Annotated in this window: 28 protein-coding genes; 21 read left to right on the forward strand and 7 right to left on the reverse strand. The window is 63.4% G+C overall.

What is annotated here, in order from left to right; all coding sequences use genetic code 11:
• Positions 1-2 precede the first annotated feature (2 nt).
• The 13 genes from ACZ50Q_RS11665 to ACZ50Q_RS11725 all read left to right on the forward strand — a co-directional run bounded on the left by ACZ50Q_RS11665 (position 3) and on the right by ACZ50Q_RS11725 (position 10,178).
• Positions 3-1,805: a pyocin knob domain-containing protein gene (locus tag ACZ50Q_RS11665; RefSeq protein ID WP_464081592.1), complete on the forward strand. Its 1,803-nt coding sequence runs from the start codon at positions 3-5 to the stop codon at positions 1,803-1,805.
• Positions 1,802-2,260 (forward strand): hypothetical protein, encoded by a 459-nt coding sequence (locus ACZ50Q_RS11670; RefSeq protein ID WP_464081593.1) that lies wholly within the window; start codon positions 1,802-1,804, stop codon positions 2,258-2,260. The genes ACZ50Q_RS11665 and ACZ50Q_RS11670 overlap by 4 nt, the downstream gene beginning before the upstream one ends.
• A 32-nt stretch (positions 2,261-2,292) precedes the next feature.
• Positions 2,293-3,039, forward strand: coding sequence for a phage minor tail protein L (locus ACZ50Q_RS11675; protein ID WP_464081594.1), 747 nt, complete (start codon positions 2,293-2,295; stop codon positions 3,037-3,039).
• Position 3,040: 1 nt separating this feature from the next.
• Positions 3,041-3,844 (forward strand): C40 family peptidase, encoded by an 804-nt coding sequence (locus ACZ50Q_RS11680; RefSeq protein WP_464081595.1) that lies wholly within the window; start codon positions 3,041-3,043, stop codon positions 3,842-3,844.
• Entirely contained in the window at positions 3,837-4,439 is a 603-nt protein-coding gene (locus tag ACZ50Q_RS11685; protein ID WP_464081596.1) for a tail assembly protein, read from the forward strand. Before ACZ50Q_RS11680 ends, ACZ50Q_RS11685 begins: the two co-directional genes overlap by 8 nt.
• A gap of 8 nt (positions 4,440-4,447) precedes the next feature.
• Positions 4,448-7,636, forward strand: coding sequence for a TipJ family phage tail tip protein (locus ACZ50Q_RS11690; protein ID WP_464081597.1), 3,189 nt, complete (start codon positions 4,448-4,450; stop codon positions 7,634-7,636).
• 1 nt (position 7,637) lies between these two features.
• A complete protein-coding gene (locus tag ACZ50Q_RS11695) occupies positions 7,638-7,925 on the forward strand; it encodes a hypothetical protein (protein WP_464081598.1) in 288 nt (95 codons plus the stop codon).
• Entirely contained in the window at positions 7,925-8,593 is a 669-nt protein-coding gene (locus ACZ50Q_RS11700) for a hypothetical protein (protein WP_464081599.1), read from the forward strand. Before ACZ50Q_RS11695 ends, ACZ50Q_RS11700 begins: the two co-directional genes overlap by 1 nt.
• Before the next feature lie 67 nt (positions 8,594-8,660).
• Positions 8,661-8,969 (forward strand): hypothetical protein, encoded by a 309-nt coding sequence (locus ACZ50Q_RS11705; protein WP_464081600.1) that lies wholly within the window; start codon positions 8,661-8,663, stop codon positions 8,967-8,969.
• 1 nt (position 8,970) lies between these two features.
• Positions 8,971-9,249: a hypothetical protein gene (locus tag ACZ50Q_RS11710; RefSeq protein WP_464081601.1), complete on the forward strand. Its 279-nt coding sequence runs from the start codon at positions 8,971-8,973 to the stop codon at positions 9,247-9,249.
• Positions 9,246-9,656: a M15 family metallopeptidase gene (locus ACZ50Q_RS11715; protein WP_464081602.1), complete on the forward strand. Its 411-nt coding sequence runs from the start codon at positions 9,246-9,248 to the stop codon at positions 9,654-9,656. The genes ACZ50Q_RS11710 and ACZ50Q_RS11715 overlap by 4 nt, the downstream gene beginning before the upstream one ends.
• Positions 9,653-10,069: a hypothetical protein gene (locus ACZ50Q_RS11720; protein ID WP_464081603.1), complete on the forward strand. Its 417-nt coding sequence runs from the start codon at positions 9,653-9,655 to the stop codon at positions 10,067-10,069. The genes ACZ50Q_RS11715 and ACZ50Q_RS11720 overlap by 4 nt, the downstream gene beginning before the upstream one ends.
• Positions 10,002-10,178 (forward strand): hypothetical protein, encoded by a 177-nt coding sequence (locus ACZ50Q_RS11725; RefSeq protein WP_464081604.1) that lies wholly within the window; start codon positions 10,002-10,004, stop codon positions 10,176-10,178. The genes ACZ50Q_RS11720 and ACZ50Q_RS11725 overlap by 68 nt, the downstream gene beginning before the upstream one ends.
• Positions 10,179-10,246: 68 nt before the next feature.
• Here the strand turns inward: ACZ50Q_RS11725 and ACZ50Q_RS11730 are convergent, their stop codons facing one another.
• The 4 genes from ACZ50Q_RS11730 to ACZ50Q_RS11745 form a co-directional block, all read right to left on the reverse strand.
• A complete protein-coding gene (locus ACZ50Q_RS11730; protein ID WP_464081605.1) occupies positions 10,247-10,489 on the reverse strand; it encodes a CrpP-related protein in 243 nt (80 codons plus the stop codon).
• A gap of 93 nt (positions 10,490-10,582) precedes the next feature.
• Positions 10,583-10,759, reverse strand: coding sequence for a hypothetical protein (locus tag ACZ50Q_RS11735; protein ID WP_464081606.1), 177 nt, complete (start codon positions 10,757-10,759; stop codon positions 10,583-10,585).
• 187 nt (positions 10,760-10,946) lie between these two features.
• Positions 10,947-11,609 carry an SOS response-associated peptidase gene (locus ACZ50Q_RS11740; RefSeq protein WP_464081607.1) on the reverse strand — a complete coding sequence of 221 codons (663 nt, stop codon included), beginning with the start codon at positions 11,607-11,609 and terminating at the stop codon, positions 10,947-10,949.
• Positions 11,610-11,619: 10 nt separating this feature from the next.
• Positions 11,620-12,159, reverse strand: coding sequence for a hypothetical protein (locus ACZ50Q_RS11745; protein ID WP_464081608.1), 540 nt, complete (start codon positions 12,157-12,159; stop codon positions 11,620-11,622).
• Between the two features lie 691 nt (positions 12,160-12,850).
• Between ACZ50Q_RS11745 and ACZ50Q_RS11750 the strand changes: the two genes are divergently transcribed.
• The 4 genes from ACZ50Q_RS11750 to ACZ50Q_RS11765 all read left to right on the forward strand — a co-directional run bounded on the left by ACZ50Q_RS11750 (position 12,851) and on the right by ACZ50Q_RS11765 (position 15,385).
• A complete protein-coding gene (locus ACZ50Q_RS11750; RefSeq protein ID WP_076520375.1) occupies positions 12,851-13,060 on the forward strand; it encodes a cold-shock protein in 210 nt (69 codons plus the stop codon).
• 286 nt (positions 13,061-13,346) lie between these two features.
• Positions 13,347-14,060 carry an aquaporin Z gene (gene aqpZ, locus ACZ50Q_RS11755; RefSeq protein WP_092580301.1) on the forward strand — a complete coding sequence of 238 codons (714 nt, stop codon included), beginning with the start codon at positions 13,347-13,349 and terminating at the stop codon, positions 14,058-14,060.
• Positions 14,061-14,152: 92 nt separating this feature from the next.
• Positions 14,153-15,010, forward strand: coding sequence for a 3-deoxy-8-phosphooctulonate synthase (kdsA, locus tag ACZ50Q_RS11760; protein ID WP_076520377.1), 858 nt, complete (start codon positions 14,153-14,155; stop codon positions 15,008-15,010).
• Between the two features lie 66 nt (positions 15,011-15,076).
• Entirely contained in the window at positions 15,077-15,385 is a 309-nt protein-coding gene (locus ACZ50Q_RS11765) for a DUF3892 domain-containing protein (protein WP_076520378.1), read from the forward strand.
• Positions 15,386-15,398: 13 nt separating this feature from the next.
• Here ACZ50Q_RS11765 and ACZ50Q_RS11770 read toward each other — a convergent pair whose 3' ends face one another.
• Complete coding sequence (locus tag ACZ50Q_RS11770; protein ID WP_076520379.1) at positions 15,399-15,884, reverse strand: GNAT family N-acetyltransferase; 486 nt, start codon at positions 15,882-15,884, stop codon at positions 15,399-15,401.
• Between the two features lie 160 nt (positions 15,885-16,044).
• Here ACZ50Q_RS11770 and ACZ50Q_RS11775 point away from each other — a divergent pair, with 160 nt between their 5' ends.
• Positions 16,045-17,694 carry a PqiB family protein gene (locus ACZ50Q_RS11775; protein WP_464081609.1) on the forward strand — a complete coding sequence of 550 codons (1,650 nt, stop codon included), beginning with the start codon at positions 16,045-16,047 and terminating at the stop codon, positions 17,692-17,694.
• Positions 17,695-17,788: 94 nt separating this feature from the next.
• Positions 17,789-18,046 carry a hypothetical protein gene (locus tag ACZ50Q_RS11780; protein ID WP_076520381.1) on the forward strand — a complete coding sequence of 86 codons (258 nt, stop codon included), beginning with the start codon at positions 17,789-17,791 and terminating at the stop codon, positions 18,044-18,046.
• A 39-nt stretch (positions 18,047-18,085) separates the two neighbouring features.
• On the opposite strand, the gene ACZ50Q_RS11785 is transcribed toward ACZ50Q_RS11780, so the two are convergent.
• Positions 18,086-18,394: a hypothetical protein gene (locus ACZ50Q_RS11785; RefSeq protein WP_076522050.1), complete on the reverse strand. Its 309-nt coding sequence runs from the start codon at positions 18,392-18,394 to the stop codon at positions 18,086-18,088.
• Between the two features lie 153 nt (positions 18,395-18,547).
• Between ACZ50Q_RS11785 and ACZ50Q_RS11790 the strand changes: the two genes are divergently transcribed.
• Positions 18,548-18,946: a RidA family protein gene (locus ACZ50Q_RS11790; protein ID WP_076520382.1), complete on the forward strand. Its 399-nt coding sequence runs from the start codon at positions 18,548-18,550 to the stop codon at positions 18,944-18,946.
• 17 nt (positions 18,947-18,963) lie between these two features.
• Here the strand turns inward: ACZ50Q_RS11790 and ACZ50Q_RS11795 are convergent, their stop codons facing one another.
• The gene (locus tag ACZ50Q_RS11795) at positions 18,964-19,878 is read right to left on the reverse strand and encodes a LysR family transcriptional regulator (protein ID WP_464081610.1); all 915 of its coding nucleotides are present in this window, start codon (positions 19,876-19,878) and stop codon (positions 18,964-18,966) included.
• A 124-nt stretch (positions 19,879-20,002) separates the two neighbouring features.
• Here ACZ50Q_RS11795 and ACZ50Q_RS11800 point away from each other — a divergent pair, with 124 nt between their 5' ends.
• Entirely contained in the window at positions 20,003-21,160 is a 1,158-nt protein-coding gene (locus ACZ50Q_RS11800) for a DSD1 family PLP-dependent enzyme (RefSeq protein WP_464081611.1), read from the forward strand.
• Positions 21,161-21,205 lie beyond the last annotated feature (45 nt).

Below are 21,205 nucleotides of genomic sequence, written 5' to 3' on the forward strand. Positions count from 1 at the left end.
TTGTGAAAATCAATATCGGCGCAGCGCCGAATGATGGGACCGGAGATCGGGCCCGTGATGCGTTCCTGAAGCACAACCAGAACATGGACCGCATCGCCAACGCGCTCGGGGCGGCCAGTGGCTTCGCCACGCTGGGCCCGGACGGGAGGCTCCTCCCCGGGCAGGCTCCTGCAGTGCAGACCCTGCCCACCACCTCTCATGATCTCAATAGCTACCAGCTGCCCGGGGCCTATCGCCAAGCATCAACGGCTGGAGCAACCTCTGGCGCAAATTACCCGGTCCAGATTGGCGGGCTGCTGCAGGTGGAAGGGACGGGGGTTGCTGGGCAGACAGTTCAGCGTTACACGGTGGCCTCCACTGGACCGGTAGCGCCAACCAGCGGCCCGCGCCGGTATTGGCGCTTCGCAATCAATACAACGTGGTCGCCCTGGATGGAGGTGGCCACCACTGGCAACGTGCTGCCCTACGTAGGGTCCATGGAGGCCGCCCAGGATCTAAACACCTACACGCAGCGCGGAATATGGGTCGTCACTGCTTCCAGCGTAGCGCAGGGCGGCACCAATTTCCCGGTTGGTCAGTCTGGCGTCCTGCTGGTCTACTCGGCGGGCTACCCGGGGGGCACTGCGGCCACTGGTGCGAATCAGGTTTACATCGCCAGCAATTCAAACCGCCAGTATTTCCGCTCTCTGGTGGGCGGAAACTGGTCTGCGTGGGAGGAGGTTGTCCGCTCGTCGCTGCTGGGCGCGTCGCAGGGCGTGGGCACGCTGGACACCAGTGGACGAAGCCCAATCGCGCAGTATCCCTACAGCGCAGTGGTGGCGGCAGGCACGGACGCTAATACCCTCTGGCTACCGGGCCTGTACTACGTGAATTCGGACGCCCAGGCCACGGCGGCGCTTAACTGGCCGCAGCAGCTTGCCGGCACGCTGGAAGTGGAGGCGGCCGCCGGCGGAAACGCTCAGGTGACGCAGACCTACACCACGCGCAACGGTACCGGCGGAGTTTTGCGCCGCTATGTTCGCGCGCGGTTCGGTACGGGCGGCGGCACCTGGGGCCAGTGGTTTGAGATGGGGCGGTACGATCATGGGCAGTGCCGCTTTAACTACGTTAGCGCCACTGAATGTCGGCTGGTCCCGTTCAACGGTAATGGCCTGATCATCAATGGCCGGCAGTACCGCATCCCCGCCGGCGGCGTGGCGCTGAGCAATTCCCCGCTGGTGGCCAACACGAATTACTACATTTTTGCGCGTGATGACGGCGCGGGCGGTATTGCGCTGGAGGCGAGGTCTACCGTTTCGCACGTCACGCATACGGACGGCGTGGAGATTCTATCGGGTGACGCGGGCCGAACGCTGGTTGGATACATCAGAACCAATGCAAGCGCCCAGTTTGTCCATAGCACCACCTACCGCTGGGTGGCGTCCTGGTTCAATCGAACGCGGTTCGCGTTGCTTGAGGGTCCTACGAATTCCGCAACCTCATCCACCTCTTACGTGCAGCTTACCAGCGGCTTTTCGGCCCTGATATGGGCGCGTGATTTGGTTAGCCTTACCGCGACTGGCGTCGCGTGGTCCACTTCTGCGAATGGTGGCGGATACTGGATTATTGCGGCAAACGGGACAGGCATTGCAGGCGGATATGGCAACAATTTCCCCGTGGCGGGGGCTTTGTATAGCACAGCTATTGCTAGTGTTTACTCCCCAGCCACCGATGCCGCAGTGAGTTTTGCGCCATACGGGCAGACTTCGCTGGCATCAAACCCGGTCGCATTTAAACAGGACTTTGCTGGTCAGGTGCTTCAATGAAAAAAATTGGTCCCTCTTTCGGTCACGAACTCATGGCGACTGGATTGGCCGGGCTTCCCTTTTCCTGGAATTCGGATGGCGAGTTTCGATTCGCCACCGAGCCGAGCGATCTAAACCCCAACCCCATGACGCCCGAGCAGGTGGCGGCGGTGTTGGCGGTCTACGACGCCCACGACCCTGATACACCAGCGCCTCCCCCAGTGCCTACGGTGGTTTCGCGGTTTCAGGGGCGCGAGGCCATGCACCAGACGCCGCATGGTGACGGTTCTTTGTTCGATGCGGCTGAGGCCGCGCTTTCCTCTCCGGACACTCCGGCCATGTACCGGCGCGCCTGGGATGACTTGCAAGAGTTCCACCGCGACAGCGAAATGCTCCGGGCTTTGGCGGACATCCTCGGCCTCAGCGCCTCCGATCTGGACACGCTGTTTATCCTCGCCGGCAGCATCAAGGCCTGACCGGAAAAAGCCTCTGTAGGAACCCCCCCCTCATGAGCATCATTACCGACATCCAGAAACTGGAGCCGGGGGATTCGGTGCGCCTGTTTGAGCTGGACACCAGCAACCAGGGCGGGCCGGTCCTCCGTTTTCACAACTACAACCAGGCCGGCCCGATCTTCTGGAAGGGCCAGGAGTACACGCCCTGGGCGCTTGAAGCGCGCGATTTCCAGCGCACGGGCGAGGCGTCCCAGCCGTCGCCCACCCTTTCCGTGGGAAATATTGGCGTCGGCCCGGATGGAGAGCCCGTCGCCGGCGTCATCGCGTCGCTGTGCCTCGCCATGGACGATCTGGTGGGCTGCGTGCTTACGGTGCGCGAGACGCTGGCCAAGTATCTGGACCCGGCTAACTTCCCGGATGGAAATCCCAACTATGACCCGTCGCAGGAGCTGCCGCTGGAGGTGTGGTTCATTGAGCAGAAGCTGAGTGAATCCCCGGAGGTGGTGGACTTCGAGCTTTCCACTGGACTCGCGTTCGACGGCCGCCAGCTCCCCGGGCGCCAGATCGTTGCGAGCATCTGCCCCTGGAAATGGATTGGTGGGTATCGCGGTCCGTATTGTCAGTACACGGGGTCCGCCTATTTCGACGGTCAGGACAGACCGGTGTCCAGCCCTGACCAGGACAACTGTCCCGGCCTGGTTCGCTCCTGCCAACTCCGCTTTGGCGCTGAGCAAGGCGTTGCGCCTGAAGCGGCGATCATCAACTTTGGCGGTTTCCCCGCCGCGGATCGGGTGCGATAACGTGAAGAAATCGACTTTTGCGGCAATGCGCCGCCACGCCGAGGAGGCGTATCCCGACGAATGCGTGGGCTTCGTGGTGTCCGATCTTGAGGGCCGCGAGATCTACGTACGCGGCCAGAACGTGGCCGATTCCCCGGAGTCCGGGTTCGTGACGCGGCCGGAGGACTGGGCGGCGGCCGAGGACGTGGGCGCAGTGGTGGCCTTCGTGCATTCCCATCCTGACAATACCCCTGCGCCATCGGAGGCGGATCTGGTTGCCTGCGAGGAGATGGCTGAGCGTGTCGGATCTTTGCCCTGGTACATCGTGGAGGTGCGCAAGGACATTGGCCAGGACGCGCCCAAGGCCCTGGCCATAGAGGCTTTCTCCCCGAGCGGCTATCAAGCGCCATTGCTTGGTCGCACGTTCCACCACGGCGTGCTGGACTGCTACAGCGTGATCCGCGATTTTCACGCGCGGGAAATGGGGATCTACCTACCCGACTTTCCCCGAGCGGATGGCTGGTGGGAGGGCGATGAGGAGGTCTACCTGGACAACTTCGCCGCCGCAGGTTTCCGGCCGCTGGGCGCCGGCGAGATTATCCAGCGCGGGGATGTGATCCTCATGAACCATCTGGCGAAGGTCACCAATCACGGCGCGGTATATCTGGGGGACGGCAGGCTTTCCGAGCGCCCGGATCTGTTCCCCATGCAGGGAACCATGCTCCACCACCTGCACGGCCGGCTGTCCACCCGTGAGGTGTATGGCGGCTACTGGCAGGAGATCACGCGCGTGGTGCTGCGTCACAAGGAGGCCCCGAATGGATAACCAGCTCCGCACCATTCGCCTGTACGGCCTGCTGGGCTCGCGGTTCGGCCGCGTACACCGACTGGCGGTACGCAGCGCCGCAGAGGCGGTGCAGGCACTGTGCGCCATCCTGCCCGGATTTGAAAAGGAAATGATCGCTTCCGGGGATCGCGGGGTGCGCTACGCGGTGTTCCTGGGCCGGCGCAACATCGGAGAAGACGGGCTTGAGCATGCCGCTTCGGACGAGGAAGAAATCCGGTTTGCGCCGGTCATCCAAGGGGCCAAGCGCGGGGGCGTTTTTCAGACCATCCTCGGGGCGGCAATGGTTGCCGTGGGCGCAGTGATCAACGTACTTAGCTCGGGCACGATGGCCGCGTTCGGGACTTCGCTCATGAAAATGGGCGCCGTCGTTGCGCTGGGCGGCGTCATTCAATTGGCGAGCCCGACGCAAACGGGGCTTTCCACGAAGGACGGTCCGGACAACGGCGCGTCGTACAACTTCAACGGGCCCGTGAACACGACTGCGCAAGGCAATTGCGTCCCGGTCCACTACGGTGAGGGCTGGGCCGGGAGCGCCGTTGTGTCGGCCGGCATTTATGCCGAAGATCAAGCATAGGGGGGGCGATGCAACGTCTTCTTTCACCCGCCGAGGCCGGCGGGTTTTCTATTGATGGGCCCTTGCGCCATATCGCGCGCGACGGCGGAATTACCATCGTGGGGCGCAAAGGCGGCAAGAGCGGCGGCGGCGCGCGTGCACCGGTGGAGGCTCCGGACAGCCTGCACAGCATCTCATATGCCAAGGTGCTGGACCTGATCAGCGAAGGTCCGATTCATGGCCCCGAGACGGGCGCAAACACCATCCTGCGTAGCATCTACCTGGACGGAACGCCGATTGAAAACGACGACGGCTCCCTGAATTTCCAGGGCGTCCGCGTCGATTTCCGCAATGGCACGCAGTCCCAGGACTATATCCAGGGCTTCCCGGCGGCAGAAAGCACCACCGGCGTGGGTGTGCAGCTCAAGTATGGGACGCCATGGGTTCAGACCATTACGGACCGTACGCTGTCCGCTGTGCGCGTCACGCTGGAGCTTCGCGGGCTCATCCAGGTCAACACCGAGACGGGCGACCGCGACGGCGCGCGCGTCGATTACGCCATCGATATCCAGGCGGATGGCGGCCCGTTCCAGGAGGTCCTGGTTTCGGCGTTCGACGGCAAGACCACGCAGACCTATGCGCGGACCCACCGCATTGATCTGCCCCAGGGCGTTCAGACTGGATGGGTTCTGCGTGTGCGTCGGCTGTCAATTGAGTCCACCTCGGACACGCTGACCAATGCCACATGGATCCAGTCCATCACCACCGTCCTAGATGCAAAGCTGCGCATGCCCATGTCTGCGCTGGTTGGGATCCAGGTGGACGCAAGCCAATTTTCGGCCATCCCTACCCGGGCCTACCGATTCCGCGGCCGCATCATTGCCGTGCCGAGCAACTATGACCCGGAGACGCGCACCTATACCGGCGTTTGGGATGGCACGTTCAAGCAGGCCTGGACCAACAACCCGGCCTGGATCTGGTACGACATGGTGACGAACCAGCGGTATGGCGCCGGCGCGTTCCTGGATCCGGCGCGCGTGTCCATGGCGAAATGGCAGCTCTATCCCATCGGCCAATACTGCGATGAGATGATCCCTGACGGATTTGGGGGCACGGAGCCACGCTTTACCTGCAATGTCTACATTCAACAGGCAGCGGACGCATATCGCGTCATGTCCGATCTAGCCAGCGTCTTTCGTGGCATCGTCTACGAGATGAATGGCGCCGTTGCTACGTCGGCCGATATGCCGTCCGAGCCGGTGTACAACTTCACCAACGCCAACGTGTTGGATGGAAAGTTCGGCTACACCGGCAGCCCGCGGCGCACGCGCTACACGGTCGTTCAGGTTTCGTGGAACGACAACACGAATCAGGGCATCGCGAAAATGGAGGCGGTCGAGGACCGGGACGCGATAGCCCGCTACGGCGTGCGGATGCACCAGCTGACCGCGTTCGGTTGCACGTCGCGAGGCCAGGCTGTCCGAGTAGCGAAATGGGCGCTGCTCACCTCTCAAAGGGAGACACAGGGCGTCACCTTCGGCGTAGGGCTTGAACAGGCGGTGGTGAAGCCGGGTTCTGTGATCCGGATTGCCGACAAGAACCGCGCCGGCCGCCGTATTGGCGGCCGAATTCATTCGGCCACCGCCACAACCATCAAGGTGGACCTGGCTGTCGGGGTGCGAGCTGGCGACCGCCTGATCCTGAATATGCCGAACGGCCTGACGCAAACCCGCATTGTGCAGGGCGCGGTGGGAACCATGATCACCGCAGATCAGACGATCTGGACAGCTGACAGCACCGAGATTACGGCAGACATGATTGGGATCCAGGGGGCGACCCTGGAAATCACCGTCACCCAGCCGTTTACTGAGGTTCCAGAGCCGGAGGCGGTCTGGACCCTGGAATCTGAAGAGTTGTCGACGCAGCTATTCCGCGTCATCAGCGTGGCGCGCGAGGACGTGTTGAACGCGATCATCAGCGCGGTGCAGCACGTCCCGGGCAAGTTCGACGCCGTGGACTATGGCACGCGTCTGGAGAACCCGCCGATCACCGTTATCCCGCCAATGGTGATGCCCGCGCCTCAGAACGTGGCGCTGTCGTCGTATTCGACACTGGACCAGACGATAGCCACCCACAACGCGCTCATTACCTGGGACAAGGTGCAGGACGCAGTGGAGTATCAAGTCCAGTGGCGGCGCAACAACTCGGACTGGATTGAGGCGGGCCGGACGGCCTCCGCGTCCGTCGAAATCCGTGGCATCAGCACCGGGCGTTACCTCGCGCGGGTGCGTGCCATCAACGCCGCGAACATCCCTTCAGCCTGGGGAATGTCGGCGTCCACTGATTTGGAGGGCAACGTCCTGCCGCCGCCGCAGGTGACACACCTGACCGCCCAGGGCATGGTCTTCGGCATCCGGCTCAATTGGGGGTTTCCAGCCGGCAACTACATCATCGAGCGGACGGAAATCTGGTATTCGGAATCGCAGTCGCAGAGCAGCGCCATCAAGCTGGGCGAATTCGCATTTCCGCAGAACACCCATGACATGATGGGCTTGTCCGCCGGCAAGCGCCTGTACTTCTGGGCGCGATTGGTTGATCGCACCGGCATCCCGGGTGACTTCTTTCCTATCGGGAACCCCGGGGTCATCGGCACGTCCAGCAATAGCGCGGACGAGATCCTGGAATACCTCACCGGTCAGATCACCGAAACCCAGCTTGCCCAGGCGTTGCTGGATCGGATCGATGAAGCAGGCGACGCGCAGGTGCAGATCGACGCCATCGTGAACTCCCTGGCGGCGATGTACACCATCAAAACCCAGCTCACGGTGGGGGGCGTTCCATACCTCGCTGGCATCGGTGTGGGCGTCGAGAACAACGATGGTGTCATTACGTCGCAGATCCTGCTGGCGGCGGCGCGCGTCGCCATCCTGGACGAATCCACCGGATCCGTGAAAGCGCCCTTTGTGGTGCAGGGCGGGCAGGTGTTCATGAACGAGGCAATCATCGGCCGCGCCACCATCGGAGCCCTCAACCTCAAGGACAACCTCAGCTCCGATGCTCTCAATCCTAACGGTGTGCCCGTGTTCAACCTGAACATGCGGTCCGGCCTTATGTCGTTCAACGGCACGGAGGCGGACGGTTCGCGCACCGAGATCACCAACAAGGGCATGCGGTACTACTACCCCAATGGCGTGTTGGGCGCGCGATTCGGAGGCTGATATGGCAGTGATGCCCCTTGAATTGTGGTCCTCCTCGGGCGTCCTGCTATTCAGTGCAGGGATGCGCATCGCGCGCCAGCTTGGCGAGTTTTACACGGGAACGACCAGCGGAAGCGTGAACGTGCCGCAGCTTGCGGATACCGCAAACACGTGGTTTCTGGTGACTGCGGCCAGCGGCGGGAACAACTATCCGACCATCAAGAGAAACGGCGCGGTTATTTCCTGGTCCTTTGCCGAGGAGCCCAACACGCAGCGGGCAAACATGCTTGTGATGTGGGGGATGAAGTAATGGCAGATGCAGCATTCGAGCTGTGGGACCAGGCCGGGAACCTGCTTTGCGATAGCCGCAACGTCAATATGTTCCTGCGGTACATGGGCACGGCCAGCGGCGGCTTTACGTTCGCCGCTGTCCGGCCTGTGGTGTTCTTCGTGCCAACCGGCGGCGGGTTCGCCACCATGCGCAGCCTGGTGAACAACGGGAACGGGACCTTCACTGTCACCTTCGTGGGGGTGGCCGTCGAATACTACATTTTCGATTGGCCGTGGGTCACTGGCGGCCCGATGGACATATGGGCGCAGGACGGCAGGCACATTTTCATGAGCACAGCCCGGCCGATGAACGTTTACGGAAACTTGCGCATTCCCCGGTACTGGAATTCGGACGGAACCGGAAGTGGCTACATCAACGGCTTGGAGGTCGGCGGCCTGCCGGCGCGCAAATGGGCCTACTGCCCTTCGTTCAACCGGCGCGGGTATCAGTGCTATCCCGTTCCGGGCGGCGGTTGGAGTTCTGTTCTCTGGGGCGAGAACTATGCCGCGCGCAGCACTGGCGTCTACTCCAAGATCCAGGACCAGGTGGGCACATTCTACGGCTGGGCTCCGCTGTACAACACCCGCTTTGTAAGTGACGCGGAGGAAAACGACATTGCCGTGATCGACGTGACGGGCTGGCAGTAGCTTCGGCCCAGAATCTCTACAACCTGCCCGCGGCCTGCGGGCTTTTTTTCGTCTCAAGGGGACGCGATTGAACATTCAAGACTTCGACGCCCTCGCGGCAAAGTTTGCCGGCGTGCTTGGCGCCGCGGTGTCCATGCGATACCTGCAGGGGAGTTGGCCCGCTCGCATCAGTATGGCAATTAGCGGCTCGCTGGTGGCCTATTACGCCTCGCCATACCTGTCGCTCATGCTGGGCATTCCCGAGGGGCTGGCGGGCTTTTTGATGGGCATGTTCGGCATGGCCATCGTCTCGCGCGCCTGGGAGGCGGTGCAGGCCGCGCCTATTGCCGCCCTTTGGCAGGCAGTGATCGACCGCGTACGCGGCAAGGGGGCATGACATGGACAGCACCATCTATCTGACGCTGTGGGCGGTTCTCGCGTTCGTCTGCTGGCTGGTAGTTGCCGGGGGCGCGGGACTTGCCGTGTTCGCCCGTGCCATCAAAGACACGACGCCGGAGCGAATTGGTCTCTCGGCGGTCTGCCTGGCCGCCACAGGCGCTGCTTGCCGTGTCTTTGTGGCGGGCTGGGCAAGCGCTGGCGATGCTGCGCTGGCCGCGTCTGCCGCCTTCTACGTGGCCGCCGTGACGGCCAAGCACATCAGGAGTTCGAAGCAATGAGCAGATATCAACTGTCGCAGCGCAGCCTTACGCGCCTAGCCGGTGTTCACCCCGACCTCGTCGCGGTCGTGAAGCTGGCTATCAAGCGCACGCGGGTGGATTTCACCGTGGTGGAAGGCGTACGAACGGTCGCACAGCAGCGCGAGTATGTGGCCCGGGGGAGCAGCAAGACCATGGCCAGTTATCACCTGCCGCAGGCGGACGGCTTCGGCCACGCCGTTGACCTGGCGCCGCTGGTGGGCGGCGCAATTCCTTGGAACAACTGGCAGGCGTTTGCCGACCTGGCCGCGGTGGTCAAGGCCTGCGCCGCCGAGCTCGGCGTACTGGTGGAGTGGGGCGGCGACTGGAAGACGTTCAAGGACGGCCCGCATTTCCAGATCCCGCGCGATTGGAAGGGGCCCGCATGATTGTCACTGCCGTCAAGGCTCTGGCTGGCTGGAAGGGCTACCTGGTGGCCGGGCTGGCTGGTGCGGCGGTGCTGGGCGCCGGCGGTGCCGGCATCGCCTGGTACGGCCACAGCCAGCGCGAAGCTGGCCGGGCCGAGTGCCAGGAAGCCCACCGCGTGGCCGGACTGGAAGAGTTCAAGTCCGAAGCCGAACGGCTCACCGGCCTGTCCGGTGAACTGCAGGCCCGCATCTATCAGCTCGCCGCGTCGCGGCCCCAGGTCATCGAGAGGTACACCCGTGAAATCGTTCAGCGCCCTTTGCCTGCTGACTGTGTGCGCGACCCTGGCAGGGTGCGCGCAACCAACGATGCCATCGACGCGGCCAACGCTGCCCGTCAACCTCAGCGCGCCGTGCCCGCCGATTCCGCGCGTTGATTCACCGTCCTGGGACGACTTGGCGCAGGCCCATGCCGCGCTGGCACTCCAGTACGCAGTATGCGCCGCCCGGCATCAGGCGGTGGTAGAAGCCTGGGCCAAGCCCTAGCGCGGCGCCATCCTCTTGCGCAGCTGTCGCGGAAAAAAAGCGCCCCAATTCGGGGCGCTGATCCATACTCAGTTGCGGTGCCGGGCAGTGGCACGTGGGGCATAGCGGACACGACCGCCCGGAGGCGGTAGCCACGAGTTCGTCTCACGCATCCATCCGGATTCCCACGCGTCAACCTTTTCACGCCATTCAGCTATCGATTCGCCGGTGTGGCCGGGCATTTCTACCGCTCGGTAGTAGGGGCAGTCCCACAAGGTCAATCCGTCGCGGGCGGCGCTGGCGCCCAGCTTTTGGATGTCTTCGCGAGTCATTGCAATAGCCTCCAAAAGTTGATGATGGGGGAACCAATTATTGCGCTGTCGGCGTGGTGACTGCAATAGTGTTGCCGCACTCCTGGGCTTCGTTTATTTGCTGATCCACTGCATCCACCACCCCTGGTAGTAGCGGCGTCCGTCGATCTCTTCGAAACCGCAGACCATCATCCCCCTGTCAGAGCAGAACGTCAGTAGCTCCGGCTCGAGCAGGTCGGGTATTGGCCCCTTCTGGGTCGCGCCGAACTTCGCTAAGCCGTCCATGGTCATTACCCGCACGTGGCGTCGCATATCCTCTCGCGTGATGGAGTACATCCGCACGGTGCCGGTGACGGCGGGCGCGGGGTCATTGTCTCGGCGCTTCTGCCCGAGGTAATGGGTTCTGACGACTGAGCAAAGCATGATTCTGTTGCGACATGACTGTATGAATGTACAGTATATTGCGGGAGAATCGGGGTCAGACCATCGGTGTGGCGGTCAGCTTGTGGGAGGGGAAGGGCACGAGGAAGGCGCGGCTTTGATCGGCACCCGCGGTCAGCCAGTCGCCATACACGCCCTCGGGAAGGATCACCACCATGCGTTTTTCTTTGTTGGGCTGGTGGTAGTCGCGGAAGAGGGGATCGTGGTCCGCGTTGATGGTCAGCATCGTATAGCTCTCGTGCCATTGGCCGGCCGTGTCGCGGTAGCGGTCCCACAGCCCGGCGATGCCCAGCGGCGCGCCGTCCGCCCGGGTGAACCGGGTGGCAACCGCTTTGCCGGATCGCCAGTCTGGTTCGAAAATCGCGTCGGCCGGGATGATGCAGTGCTGCGCCCGGCGCCAGGCGTTCCGGAACGTGAAGGCGTTGGCAACGCGGTCGTCGCGGGCGTTGAAGGTGGACAGCTTCTCCGCGCCGGGTAGCGCGTCCGGCCGGGTGGATCCCGAGATCAGGCCCCAGCGGCCGGTGACGGCCTCTAGGCTCGGCACCGCCTCGTCGCCAGCGTCATGCTCCGGTGGCCGGCGGACGAAGAGCCCTTGATACCGCGGCCACATGTCGTACTTGCCGAGGACGCCCGGCCTGGTCACGCCGAACCGCTTTAGCAGCAGCTCGGCGTCTTTCAGCGTTTGGTAGTGACTGCACATGTCTGCACCTTCACGGCGCGGGGGCGACGTATGGTAGCTTTGACGCATCGAGAGGTGGGTAAGCGAGTAGAGCGGCTGCCAACCGGTTTAAATTGCGAGTGGGTTCGGCGACACCGCCAACGATCACAAGGTGATTGAAAACTTCGAACGCCGCCCAATGAAATCGGCCAAATCCAGGGCCTTCAGGGTTTCCAAGAGGGTAGTGCTGTGCGCTCTCGACGTGTTCGATGAACTTATTCATGAGGTTCGCCGTCTTGTCTACCTGTAGCCCATGGGCGAGCGAGACCCTGGCCTTGTTAAGCAGGTTGACCGCACCCCAAATCCAGGGATCGTCTTCACCTGGAAAGGCGGCGCGCGCCAACATTGCTTTAGTAGAGAAGGGCGTGGTTCCTAAATCAAGGCGGTCCGGCTTTAGAAACCTAGACGCGATGAGCGCAATCAACACTTCCTCTACGAGAAGATGACACTTCAGCAACGTCAACTCAAGGTCGCCGTTCGGCGGAAGATGTTCAAAAAAGCGTTTCGTAGGGCTGTGGGTGTAAGTCGCCATGGGCCGGACCCTTCATCTGGGAAACTCCGTTATAACGTAGCCCTTGGTGAACAAGGAAGGGTCACCCGCAACGAGTGGAATAATCTGGGATCGCTGATGGTCCGTCCAGTGAAGGCCAAAGAAAAAGGCCCGCAACGGTGTGCGGGCCTGTCTTGTGAGCGGCAGTCAAAAAGAGCTTTCCGCGTACAATGACAGCCTGACGCCAACATTCGCCCGGAAAGCCGCACAAACATTGACTCTAGTAGGGGTTCGAGTCCCCTCCTTCGCACCAACTTTCTACATCGTTCCAAATCGCCGATCGGGTATCGCCAATACCTCGCACATCAACGATGTGTCTCAGGACGCGGCGATTCGATGTATCGCTAGCTGACATTTGAATATTTAGATCGTTCACGTATTTAAATCGTTCACGTATTTAAATCGTTCACGGCGACCCCATCCCCAGCCCAGGACGACTTCCTGGCGTTCGTATCGCAATTCCACTTCCCCTCGGCGCCCACCGCTCCACAATGACGCGATTGCGCGCGCCGATCCGCGTCCGCCAACTTCAAAACCGTCCTTACGCAACCACCTGCAACCACCGCGCGGCAACACTGGCAAATGTGTCAATTTGAAACTGCTATATCTTTGTCGCAGGTATTCGTCCATAGTGGCTCCAGGGATAATTTTCCCGGTACATCAAGGACTTACATTGAAGATTGAAACTGGTATTGTGAAGTGGTTCAACAACGACAAGGGCTTCGGCTTTATCATGCCGGAGCTGGGTGGCAAAGACCTCTTCGCCCATTACTCTGAGATTCAGGGTGACGGACACAAGTCTCTTGAAGAGAACCAGCGTGTTTCGTTTGTTGCCGGCCAAGGCCAGAAGGGCCCCACGGCGACGATGATCAAAGCGATTTAATAGGCAGGTTGCTCGCGATAGCCGAGCAGCCTGTAGCAGGTAGCAGGGCCGGATCCTTTGAAGCAAAGGATCCGGCCCTTTGGTTTTGGGCGGCCTGACGCCCCCGTCTCCATCATTGCGCGTCGCCCGTTTGCCGGATCGTCCGGACTTTCAAGCGCGGCTATTTTGTTGAGGCCGGCTACGGCCGCTCGCGCATGGCAGACAAGAATCGTCAAGATTATCAATCCTTGACTGTCGCAATACGCGCTTGGCGATACCTTCTAGATTTCGTAATCCAGGAGTAGACATGTACTCGCTATCCAAGCGTTGCGGCGCGGAATTCTTCGGCACGTTCTGGCTGGTGCTGGGCGGTTGCGGGGCGGCCGTGCTGGCTGCAGGCTTTCCCGAACTTGGCATCGGTTTCGCTGGCGTCGCCTTGGCCTTCGGGCTCACGGTGCTGACCATGGCTTTTGCCGTGGGTCATATTTCCGGCGGGCACTTCAATCCCGCCGTCACCATCGGCTTGGTCGCAGGGGGGCGCTTTCCCGCCAAGGAGATCCTGCCCTACGTCATCGTCCAGGTCCTGGGCGCCATCGCGGCGGCCGCGGTGCTGGCGTGCATCGCCAACGGAAAGCTGGGCTTCGACCTGAAAGGCAGCCACTTCGCCGCAAACGGCTATGGCGCATTCTCGCCCGGCAAATATTCGCTGCTGTCCGCGCTGGTGACCGAGGTGGTGCTGACCGCGGGCTTTCTGTTCGTCATCCTGGGATCCACCAGCAAGCGGGCCCCTGCGGGGTTTGCGGCGATCCCGATCGGCCTGGCGCTGACGCTGATCCACCTGATCAGCATTCCGGTCACGAACACCTCGGTGAATCCCGCGCGCTCGACCGGACCCGCGCTGTTCGTGGGCGGGTGGGCACTGGAACAACTGTGGCTGTTCTGGGTCGCGCCGGTGGCGGGCGCGATCATCGGCGCCATCGCGTATCGGCTGGTCAGCGTGCCGGCCGAAGAGCGGGCGTAGGGGGGCGGCCACCGGGCGGCAGATGAGGCAGGGGCGGGGCAGGTTGTACATTACGCACTATCACTTGCCTCATCTTTACAGGATTGCCCATCATGACCGCCCCAGAAGTCGTCATTTCTTCCTCGATCGCCTGCGCGAACGATCGTCCTTTCGTGCTGTTCGGCGGCATCAACGTGCTGGAATCCAAGGACCTTGCCCTGCGTGCCTGCGAGGAATACCAGCGCGTGACCGCCAAGCTCGGCATTCCCTATGTGTTCAAGGCCTCGTTCGACAAGGCCAACCGCTCGTCCATCCATTCGTACCGCGGCCCGGGCCTGGAAGAGGGCATGAAGATCTTCGAGGCCGTAAAAAAGGAGTTCGGCGTTCCCGTCATTACCGACGTGCACGAGCCCTGGCAGGCGGCCCCCGTCGCCGAAGTGGTCGACGTCCTGCAACTGCCGGCGTTCCTGGCTCGGCAGACGGATCTGGTCGTGGCGTTGGCCAAGACGCAGCGCATCGTCAACATCAAGAAGCCGCAATTCCTGAGCCCCACGCAGATGCTCAATATCGTCGAGAAATTCACCGAGGCCGGCAACGACAAGCTGATCCTCTGCGATCGCGGCACCAGCTTCGGCTACGACAATCTCGTGGTGGACATGCTGGGTTTTGGCGTCATGAAAAAAGTGTCCGGCAACCGCCCCCTGATCTTCGACGTGACGCATGCGCTGCAACAGCGTTCGGCGCTGGACGCGGCGTCGGGCGGGCGCCGCGAGCAGGTGGCGGAATTGGCCCGCGCGGGCATGGCGGTCGGCCTGGCGGGCCTGTTCCTGGAAGCCCATCCGGATCCCAAGAACGCAAAATGCGACGGCCCCAGCGCGTTGCCGCTGGACAAGCTCGAACCCTTCCTGACCCAGCTCAAGCAGCTGGACGACCTGGTAAAGTCCTTTGCGCCCATCGACATCGAACCTTGATATCGGCGGTCATCTCGGATACGCCAAGCTGTTATACGATCCAGGCCACACAATAGGGAGGCCTGGATGTCTTTGTATGTGATCGTCGCCGTGCGCAAAGAGGCCGTGAGCGGCCATATCGCCTACGTGCGCTGGGGGCAGGCCGTGCGCGGCGTGCCCGGATGGATTTCGGAACCCACGACCGCCGCGGCTTCCGAAGTCATCGAACTCATCAAGGATGGCGCGGAAGTCGAAACGGCGATCAGCGTGGACGGCCTGACCGTCGCATCGCGCGCGGTGCGCGTGCTGGTGGATGACGGCGGGCGCGAGCACCTGGCGTCGGTGCCGGTGCCCAGCTCCACGCTGCACACGCTGTTCGACCTGCCAGAGTTCTGACCGGCCGCCAGCCCTAGCGGCGGCCCTCGGCGAAATTGCGCAGCGCCTCGCCGGCCATCCGGTAGCGCACCCACTCGTCCTGCGGCAGAGCGCCGATGGATTGGTAGAAGTCGATGGCGGGCTGGTTCCAGTCAAGCACGCTCCATTCCAGCCGCCCGCAGCCATTGGCGACCGCTTCTTGCGCCAAGTGGCGCAACAGGTCGCGGCCGGCCCCGATGCCGCGGTGCTCTGGCGTGACGTACAAATCCTCCAGATAAATGCCGTTCTTTCCCAGCCACGTGGAATAGCTGTAGAAGTAGACGGCATAGCCAATGGCCTTGCCATCCAGCAGGCACATCAGCGCCCGCGCGGGCGCGCCTTCGGCGAACAGGGTGCGCCTGACGTCTTCGGCGCTGGCGATCACCTCGTGGGCCGCGCGTTCGTAAACGGCCAGTTCGGTGATGAAAGCATGGATCTGGGCCGCGTCCGACGGAGCGGCGGGACGGATTTCGATATTCACGGAGCATTCCTGTTTATTGGGATGGCTATCCTACCCGCTATTGGGTGCGAGGGCAGGCCGGCATGTCGGGAATACCCTTGTTGCGCGGCGGGCCACCTGGCGCGACGCTTGATCGGGATTGTGCCTAGAGTCCGGTTCCGCATTCCCGAGGGTTTCCTCAATGCCCGAGATCGCTCCTGCCCCCGGTAAAACGTCCCCGCCTGCCGGGAGCCGCCGGCGGTTTTCCTGGATCTGGCTGGTGCCGATCATTGCGGCGGTTGGCGGCTTGCTGCTCGTGCTGCGGGTCTGGATGGAGGCGGGCCCGCAGGCCACGATCAGCTTCCAGACCGCGGAAGGGCTGGAGTCTGGCAAGACGCAGGTCCGCTACAAAGAAGTGAATGTGGGCATCGTGCAGCGCGTGGCGCTCAATCCGGACCGCACGGGCGTCGTGGCGACGGTACGGCTCAACAAGGAGGCGGCCGGTCTCCTGCAGGAAGGAACCGTGTTCTGGGTGGTGCGTCCGCGCCTTACCCTGAGCGGCGTCTCGGGGCTGAGCACCTTGTTCTCCGGCGCATACATCGGCCTGGATCCGGCTGGCCACAACGCCAAGGACATACCCGAGAAGGCCACCAAGTTTTCCTTCGTCGGGCTGGAGGTCCCGCCCGAAGTGACGCAGGATCGCCCAGGCAAGCGGTTTACCTTGAAGGCCCATGATCTCGGCTCGCTGGACATCGGATCGCCCGTCTATTACCGGCGCATCTCGGTCGGGCAGGTGGTGGGCTATCGCCTGGACAGCAGCGGCAACGGGGTCGACATCCAGGTGTTCGTCGATGCACCCAATGACGCCTATGTCAATGAAGGCACGCGTTTCTGGAACGCGAGCGGCGTGGATTTCTCGGTGGACTCCAGGGGATTGGAAGTGCGGTCGCAATCGCTGCTGTCGGTGATCGTGGGCGGCGTGGCCTTCGATACCATCGACACGCGTCTGCATGCCGCGGCCAAGCCCAATGCCTCCTTCCCGATCTACTCGTCCGAAACGGCTGCGCGTGCGCAGCCAGACGGCTTGCCGCTGCGCATACGCATGCGGTTTGACCAGTCGGTGCGGGGGCTGTCCGTCGGCGCGCCCATTGACGCGTTCGGCGCCCCCGTCGGCCAGGTGGATTCCATCGGCCTGGAGCTCGATCGGACAACCAATCAGTTCTACGCGCTTGTGGGCGCCACCCTCTATCCCGAGCGACTGGGCGCCAAGACGTTTGAAGAAATCCGGGAATTTTCGGGGTCCTCGCTGGAACATCCCAGCGGCAAACTGATGGCGGCCATGATCGATCGCGGCCTGCGCGCGCAGTTGCGCATCGGCAACCTGCTGACGGGCCAGTTGTATGTCGCCATGGCGGTGTTTCCCGATGCCGATCCGGCCACGTTCAAAATGGAAGAAGCGCCCTTCATCCCGACCGTGCCAAACAATCTGGATCAGTTGCAGCTCCAGCTAAACAGCATCCTGACCAAGCTCGACCGGATTCCCTTCGATGGCCTGGGCGCCGAAGTGGGCAACCTGCTGCAGGGGACGTCCAGGCTGGTCAAGCGCCTGGACACGCAGTTGGCGCCCGAGGCGTCCGCCATGTTGCGTCAGGCCGGCAGATCGCTTGCCGTCGTGGGCGGAATGCTCAGTCCCGACGCGGGTCTGCCTGTCAATACGGCCACGCTGCTGCAAGAGCTTGCCCGCACGGCCCGGTCGTTGCGCGAATTGGCCGACTACCTGCAGACCCATCCGGGCTCGTTGTTGCGCGGCCGGGCGCCCGATACCGTGCCGGCGCGCGCCCCCGCTCGCTAGGCGGCCGCGATTGGCCGGGAACGCCACTTGCTGGGAATCCTGGGGAGCCCTCTGCCAGTCTGGATAGGGCGCCGCGTCACAGGGGAGATTCAGCATGGACCATAGTGAAATGATGGCGCGCATGATTACGCTGCCGGTTGCGCCGGGCAGGTTCGACGGATGGGATGGCGTGCTCTCTACCCTGGCGGATTGCCTGTTGCAGGTGCAGGGAAAACTATCCGAAGCCGAAATGAAGCGTTTCCTGGATGTGGGCGCGCTGGTGTACCGGACCTGCTGCCAGGACGAAGCGCGCCAGCGCTGGACCCCCGAGGAAATGGCGGCATATCACCGCAAGGCCCCGCTCGACGCCTGAGGCGCGGGACAAAGGGGGCGAGTCAACTAAGGGGGCGAGTCAATACAGGCACTGCCGCAGCGCGAAGGTCCGGCCGAAGGCTCTGACCTCGTCGCCATCCACCGACGCCGACACATCCCAACGATCGTCGCGGGTGACCAGAATGGACTGGCTGGAGCAGGCGTGGCGCAGCGCGAACTGCCAGAAGGCCGCCTCCGACCCCTCGGGCGCAAGATCGTGCGGCCCGATCTGCAGACGGGAAGGGCGGGGCGTGACGCCCAGCGACCACTTCAAGGCGATGGCTAGGAAAGCGAAGCGCGCCGACATCGAGGCGGGCTGGATGCACAGGACTCGGATCTTGTTGCTCATGGCCATCACCCTGGCTGATCAGGTGAAACCAGCGTAGCAAAGGCGGGCACGCCAATCCATACCGCGTTTGGTCGACGCGCCGCAACCCTGTGTCGATAACGCCTGTTGCTAGAATGGCCCGCCGCGCAACGCCGGCAGTCCAAGGAGCCGATGATGTCCCGAACCGTCGTGAATCCCGATACGGTCTTCAATTCCGTGCAGTACGGCTTCAGCCAGGCCGTCATCGTGACCGGGCAGCGCCGGATGCTGCTGTCGGGCCAGGTCGGCGTCGATGCCAACGAGCGGACGGTTGGCCCAGGCCTGCAGGTGCAGACCGAAGCCGCCCTGGACAACATCGAGCGGGTCCTGGCGGCCGCGGGCGGCAATCTGGCGCAGGTCATCATGCTGCGCATCTACATCTGCGATACGGTCCGCACCGAGCAGGAGGTCGTCGCGCAGGCGCTGCGCGACCGCTTCAAGGTCGACCCGCCCCCGTCTTCGTGGATCATCGTCAGCGGCCTGTCGCTGCCGGAATGGCTGATCGAGATCGAGGCGGAAGCGATGCTGGACTGACCTGCCGCGCCGGCCTGCTAGGCCGACGCCTCCCGCCAGGGCGGCACTGCGAACGCGGCGCGCAGGCACGCCAGGAATCCGGCGGTACGCGCGGACAGCTCCTGCCGCGACTTCACCAGCGCCACCACATTCGCATCAGGCAGGTTCCACTCCGCCAGCAAGGGGACGAGCGCGCGCGTGCGCAGATGTGCGGCCACGTCCCATTCCGACCTTGCCACGATGCCGTGCCCGGCCAGCGCCCATTCCAGCGCCGTCGCGCCCGCATTGCTGGACAGGATCGGCGCAATGCGCACACCCATGGCGGCTCCGTGCGCATGCCTGAACCGCCAAAGCGTCACGTCCTCGTCGTTTTCCCGCAAGGCGATGCAGTCGTGATTGCGCAGGTCTTCCGGCTTGGCTGGCGCACCGCGCCGCGCCAGGTAGGCAGGCGATGCGCACAAGATGCGCCGGTTGGGCGCCAGGGGATGGGCGACGAGGGCGGAATCGCGCAACTCGCCGATATGCACCATGACGTCCCAATCGTCCGAGGCCAGGCGGGGAGGGCCGTCCGACAGCGTGAGGCTCGCCGTAACGTCTTGGCTGGCGGAACGAAAGTCCGCCACCAGCCCGGCAATGAATCGCTGACCGAAACCCAGCGGTGCGACCACACGAAGATGGCCCGCCACCACGCCGCGGCGCCCCGCAAGCTCATCGGCCAGATCGCCCAGCTCGTTGCAGATCTGCCCGGCGCGCATGGCCAGGAGGCGACCCTCATCGGTCAGCGCGATGCCGCGCGCGGACCGGTTGACCAGCCGCACCCCCAGGCGCCTTTCCAGCGCGTGCAGCCGCTGCGTGACGGCTGGCGGCGTCACGTCCAGCGAGCGCGCCGTCTGGGCGAGCGAGCCGGCCGCTGCAAGGCACAGGAAAAAGCGCAGGTCCTCGGTAGTCAGCATTTAGGCAGACCTTAATGGAAGATTAATACTGGATTAAACATGGGAAGCCGTATCCGCGCCATACTCCGTGCTGATTCGCGCGGGCCGTGATGCCCGCCCTTACTGTTTCGTCCAAGAGACTGCCATGAACCTGGAAAGCGCCACGCGCACGCTGGACTCCCTGGAAACGCCTTGCCTGCTGCTCGACGAAGCGCGCATGACGCGCAATATCGAACGCCTGAATGCCCTGATGGCCAGGCACGGCGTCACCTTGCGCCCCCACCTGAAGACGCCCAAATCCATCGAGGTCGCCCGCCGGCTCATGGCAACGCCCCAGGGGCCGGCCGCCGTGTCGACCCTGCAGGAGGCCGAGCAATTTGCCGCCGCGGGCGTCACGGACCTCCTGTATGCGGTCGGCGTGTCGCCCGCCAAGCTGGACCGCGTGGTGGCATTGCGCCAGCGCGGCGTCGACCTGACCGTGGTGGTGGACAGCGTCGAGGCGGCGCGGGCCTTGGCGGCACGATCCAGAGCGGCCGGCCTGTGCATTCCGGCGCTCATCGAAATCGACTGCGACGGGCACCGCGCCGGCGTGCAGCCCAAGGACACAGACCGTCTGCTGGCGATTGCCCGCGCATTGCATGACGACGTCGGCTGCCTGCGTGGCGTCATGACGCACGCTGGTGAGTCCTATGGCTGCCGCAGCGTCGAGGCCATTGCAGACATGGCCGAACAGGAGCGCTGGGCCGCCGTGAGCTGTGCGCAGGCGATCCGTTCAGCGGGCCTGCCGTGCCCGGTCGTGAGCGTCGGATCCACGCCCACCGCGCACTTCGCGCGCCATCTCGACGGCGTGACCGAAGTCCGCGCGGGGGTCTACGTGTTCTTCGATCTGGTCATGGCCGGATTGGGCGTATGCCGCGTCGACGACATCGCCGCCACGGTGTTGACCACCGTGATCGGCCACCAGCCCGAAAAAGGCTGGATCCTGGTCGACGCCGGCTGGATGGCCCTGTCGCGCGACCGGGGCACCGCCAAGCAGCCGGTGGATCAGTTGTATGGGCTGGTATGCGATGTGGATGGCCAGGTCTATCCGGATGTGCTGCTGGCCGAAACCAACCAGGAGCAGGGCATCATCAAGCTGCGCGCCGGCAGCACCGCTGTCCTGCCCGATCTGCCCATCGGCGCCAAATTGCGCATCCTGCCCAATCATGCGTGCGCCACCTGCGCGCAGCACGACGCCTATGACGTCGTGCGGCCGGGGGAGCCGGGCGTGGTGGCGCGTTGGGAGCGGTTCCGCGGCTGGTAGGCCGTCCGCCGGGGGCGGGCGCCGCCTATAATGCGGGCGCCTCAA

Source organism: Achromobacter sp. T5-5, from assembly GCF_055397965.1.

Excerpts from the sequence above, each read along its gene's own strand:
- ACZ50Q_RS11670 (WP_464081593.1), top strand. The coding sequence starts at position 1,802 with ATGAAAAAAATTGGTCCCTCTTTCGGTCACGAACTCATGGCGACTGGA.
- ACZ50Q_RS11675 (WP_464081594.1), top strand. The coding sequence starts at position 2,293 with ATGAGCATCATTACCGACATCCAGAAACTGGAGCCGGGGGATTCGGTG.
- ACZ50Q_RS11685 (WP_464081596.1), top strand. The coding sequence starts at position 3,837 with ATGGATAACCAGCTCCGCACCATTCGCCTGTACGGCCTGCTGGGCTCG.
- ACZ50Q_RS11690 (WP_464081597.1), top strand. The coding sequence starts at position 4,448 with ATGCAACGTCTTCTTTCACCCGCCGAGGCCGGCGGGTTTTCTATTGAT.
- ACZ50Q_RS11695 (WP_464081598.1), top strand. The coding sequence starts at position 7,638 with ATGGCAGTGATGCCCCTTGAATTGTGGTCCTCCTCGGGCGTCCTGCTA.
- ACZ50Q_RS11700 (WP_464081599.1), top strand. The coding sequence starts at position 7,925 with ATGGCAGATGCAGCATTCGAGCTGTGGGACCAGGCCGGGAACCTGCTT.
- ACZ50Q_RS11710 (WP_464081601.1), top strand. The coding sequence starts at position 8,971 with ATGGACAGCACCATCTATCTGACGCTGTGGGCGGTTCTCGCGTTCGTC.
- ACZ50Q_RS11715 (WP_464081602.1), top strand. The coding sequence starts at position 9,246 with ATGAGCAGATATCAACTGTCGCAGCGCAGCCTTACGCGCCTAGCCGGT.
- ACZ50Q_RS11720 (WP_464081603.1), top strand. The coding sequence starts at position 9,653 with ATGATTGTCACTGCCGTCAAGGCTCTGGCTGGCTGGAAGGGCTACCTG.
- ACZ50Q_RS11725 (WP_464081604.1), top strand. The coding sequence starts at position 10,002 with ATGCCATCGACGCGGCCAACGCTGCCCGTCAACCTCAGCGCGCCGTGC.
- ACZ50Q_RS11730 (WP_464081605.1), bottom strand. The coding sequence starts at position 10,489 with ATGACTCGCGAAGACATCCAAAAGCTGGGCGCCAGCGCCGCCCGCGAC.
- ACZ50Q_RS11735 (WP_464081606.1), bottom strand. The coding sequence starts at position 10,759 with ATGACCATGGACGGCTTAGCGAAGTTCGGCGCGACCCAGAAGGGGCCA.
- ACZ50Q_RS11740 (WP_464081607.1), bottom strand. The coding sequence starts at position 11,609 with ATGTGCAGTCACTACCAAACGCTGAAAGACGCCGAGCTGCTGCTAAAG.
- ACZ50Q_RS11745 (WP_464081608.1), bottom strand. The coding sequence starts at position 12,159 with ATGGCGACTTACACCCACAGCCCTACGAAACGCTTTTTTGAACATCTT.
- aqpZ (WP_092580301.1), top strand. The coding sequence starts at position 13,347 with ATGTACTCGCTATCCAAGCGTTGCGGCGCGGAATTCTTCGGCACGTTC.
- kdsA (WP_076520377.1), top strand. The coding sequence starts at position 14,153 with ATGACCGCCCCAGAAGTCGTCATTTCTTCCTCGATCGCCTGCGCGAAC.
- ACZ50Q_RS11765 (WP_076520378.1), top strand. The coding sequence starts at position 15,077 with ATGTCTTTGTATGTGATCGTCGCCGTGCGCAAAGAGGCCGTGAGCGGC.
- ACZ50Q_RS11775 (WP_464081609.1), top strand. The coding sequence starts at position 16,045 with ATGCCCGAGATCGCTCCTGCCCCCGGTAAAACGTCCCCGCCTGCCGGG.
- ACZ50Q_RS11780 (WP_076520381.1), top strand. The coding sequence starts at position 17,789 with ATGGACCATAGTGAAATGATGGCGCGCATGATTACGCTGCCGGTTGCG.
- ACZ50Q_RS11785 (WP_076522050.1), bottom strand. The coding sequence starts at position 18,394 with ATGAGCAACAAGATCCGAGTCCTGTGCATCCAGCCCGCCTCGATGTCG.
- ACZ50Q_RS11790 (WP_076520382.1), top strand. The coding sequence starts at position 18,548 with ATGTCCCGAACCGTCGTGAATCCCGATACGGTCTTCAATTCCGTGCAG.
- ACZ50Q_RS11795 (WP_464081610.1), bottom strand. The coding sequence starts at position 19,878 with ATGCTGACTACCGAGGACCTGCGCTTTTTCCTGTGCCTTGCAGCGGCC.
- ACZ50Q_RS11800 (WP_464081611.1), top strand. The coding sequence starts at position 20,003 with ATGAACCTGGAAAGCGCCACGCGCACGCTGGACTCCCTGGAAACGCCT.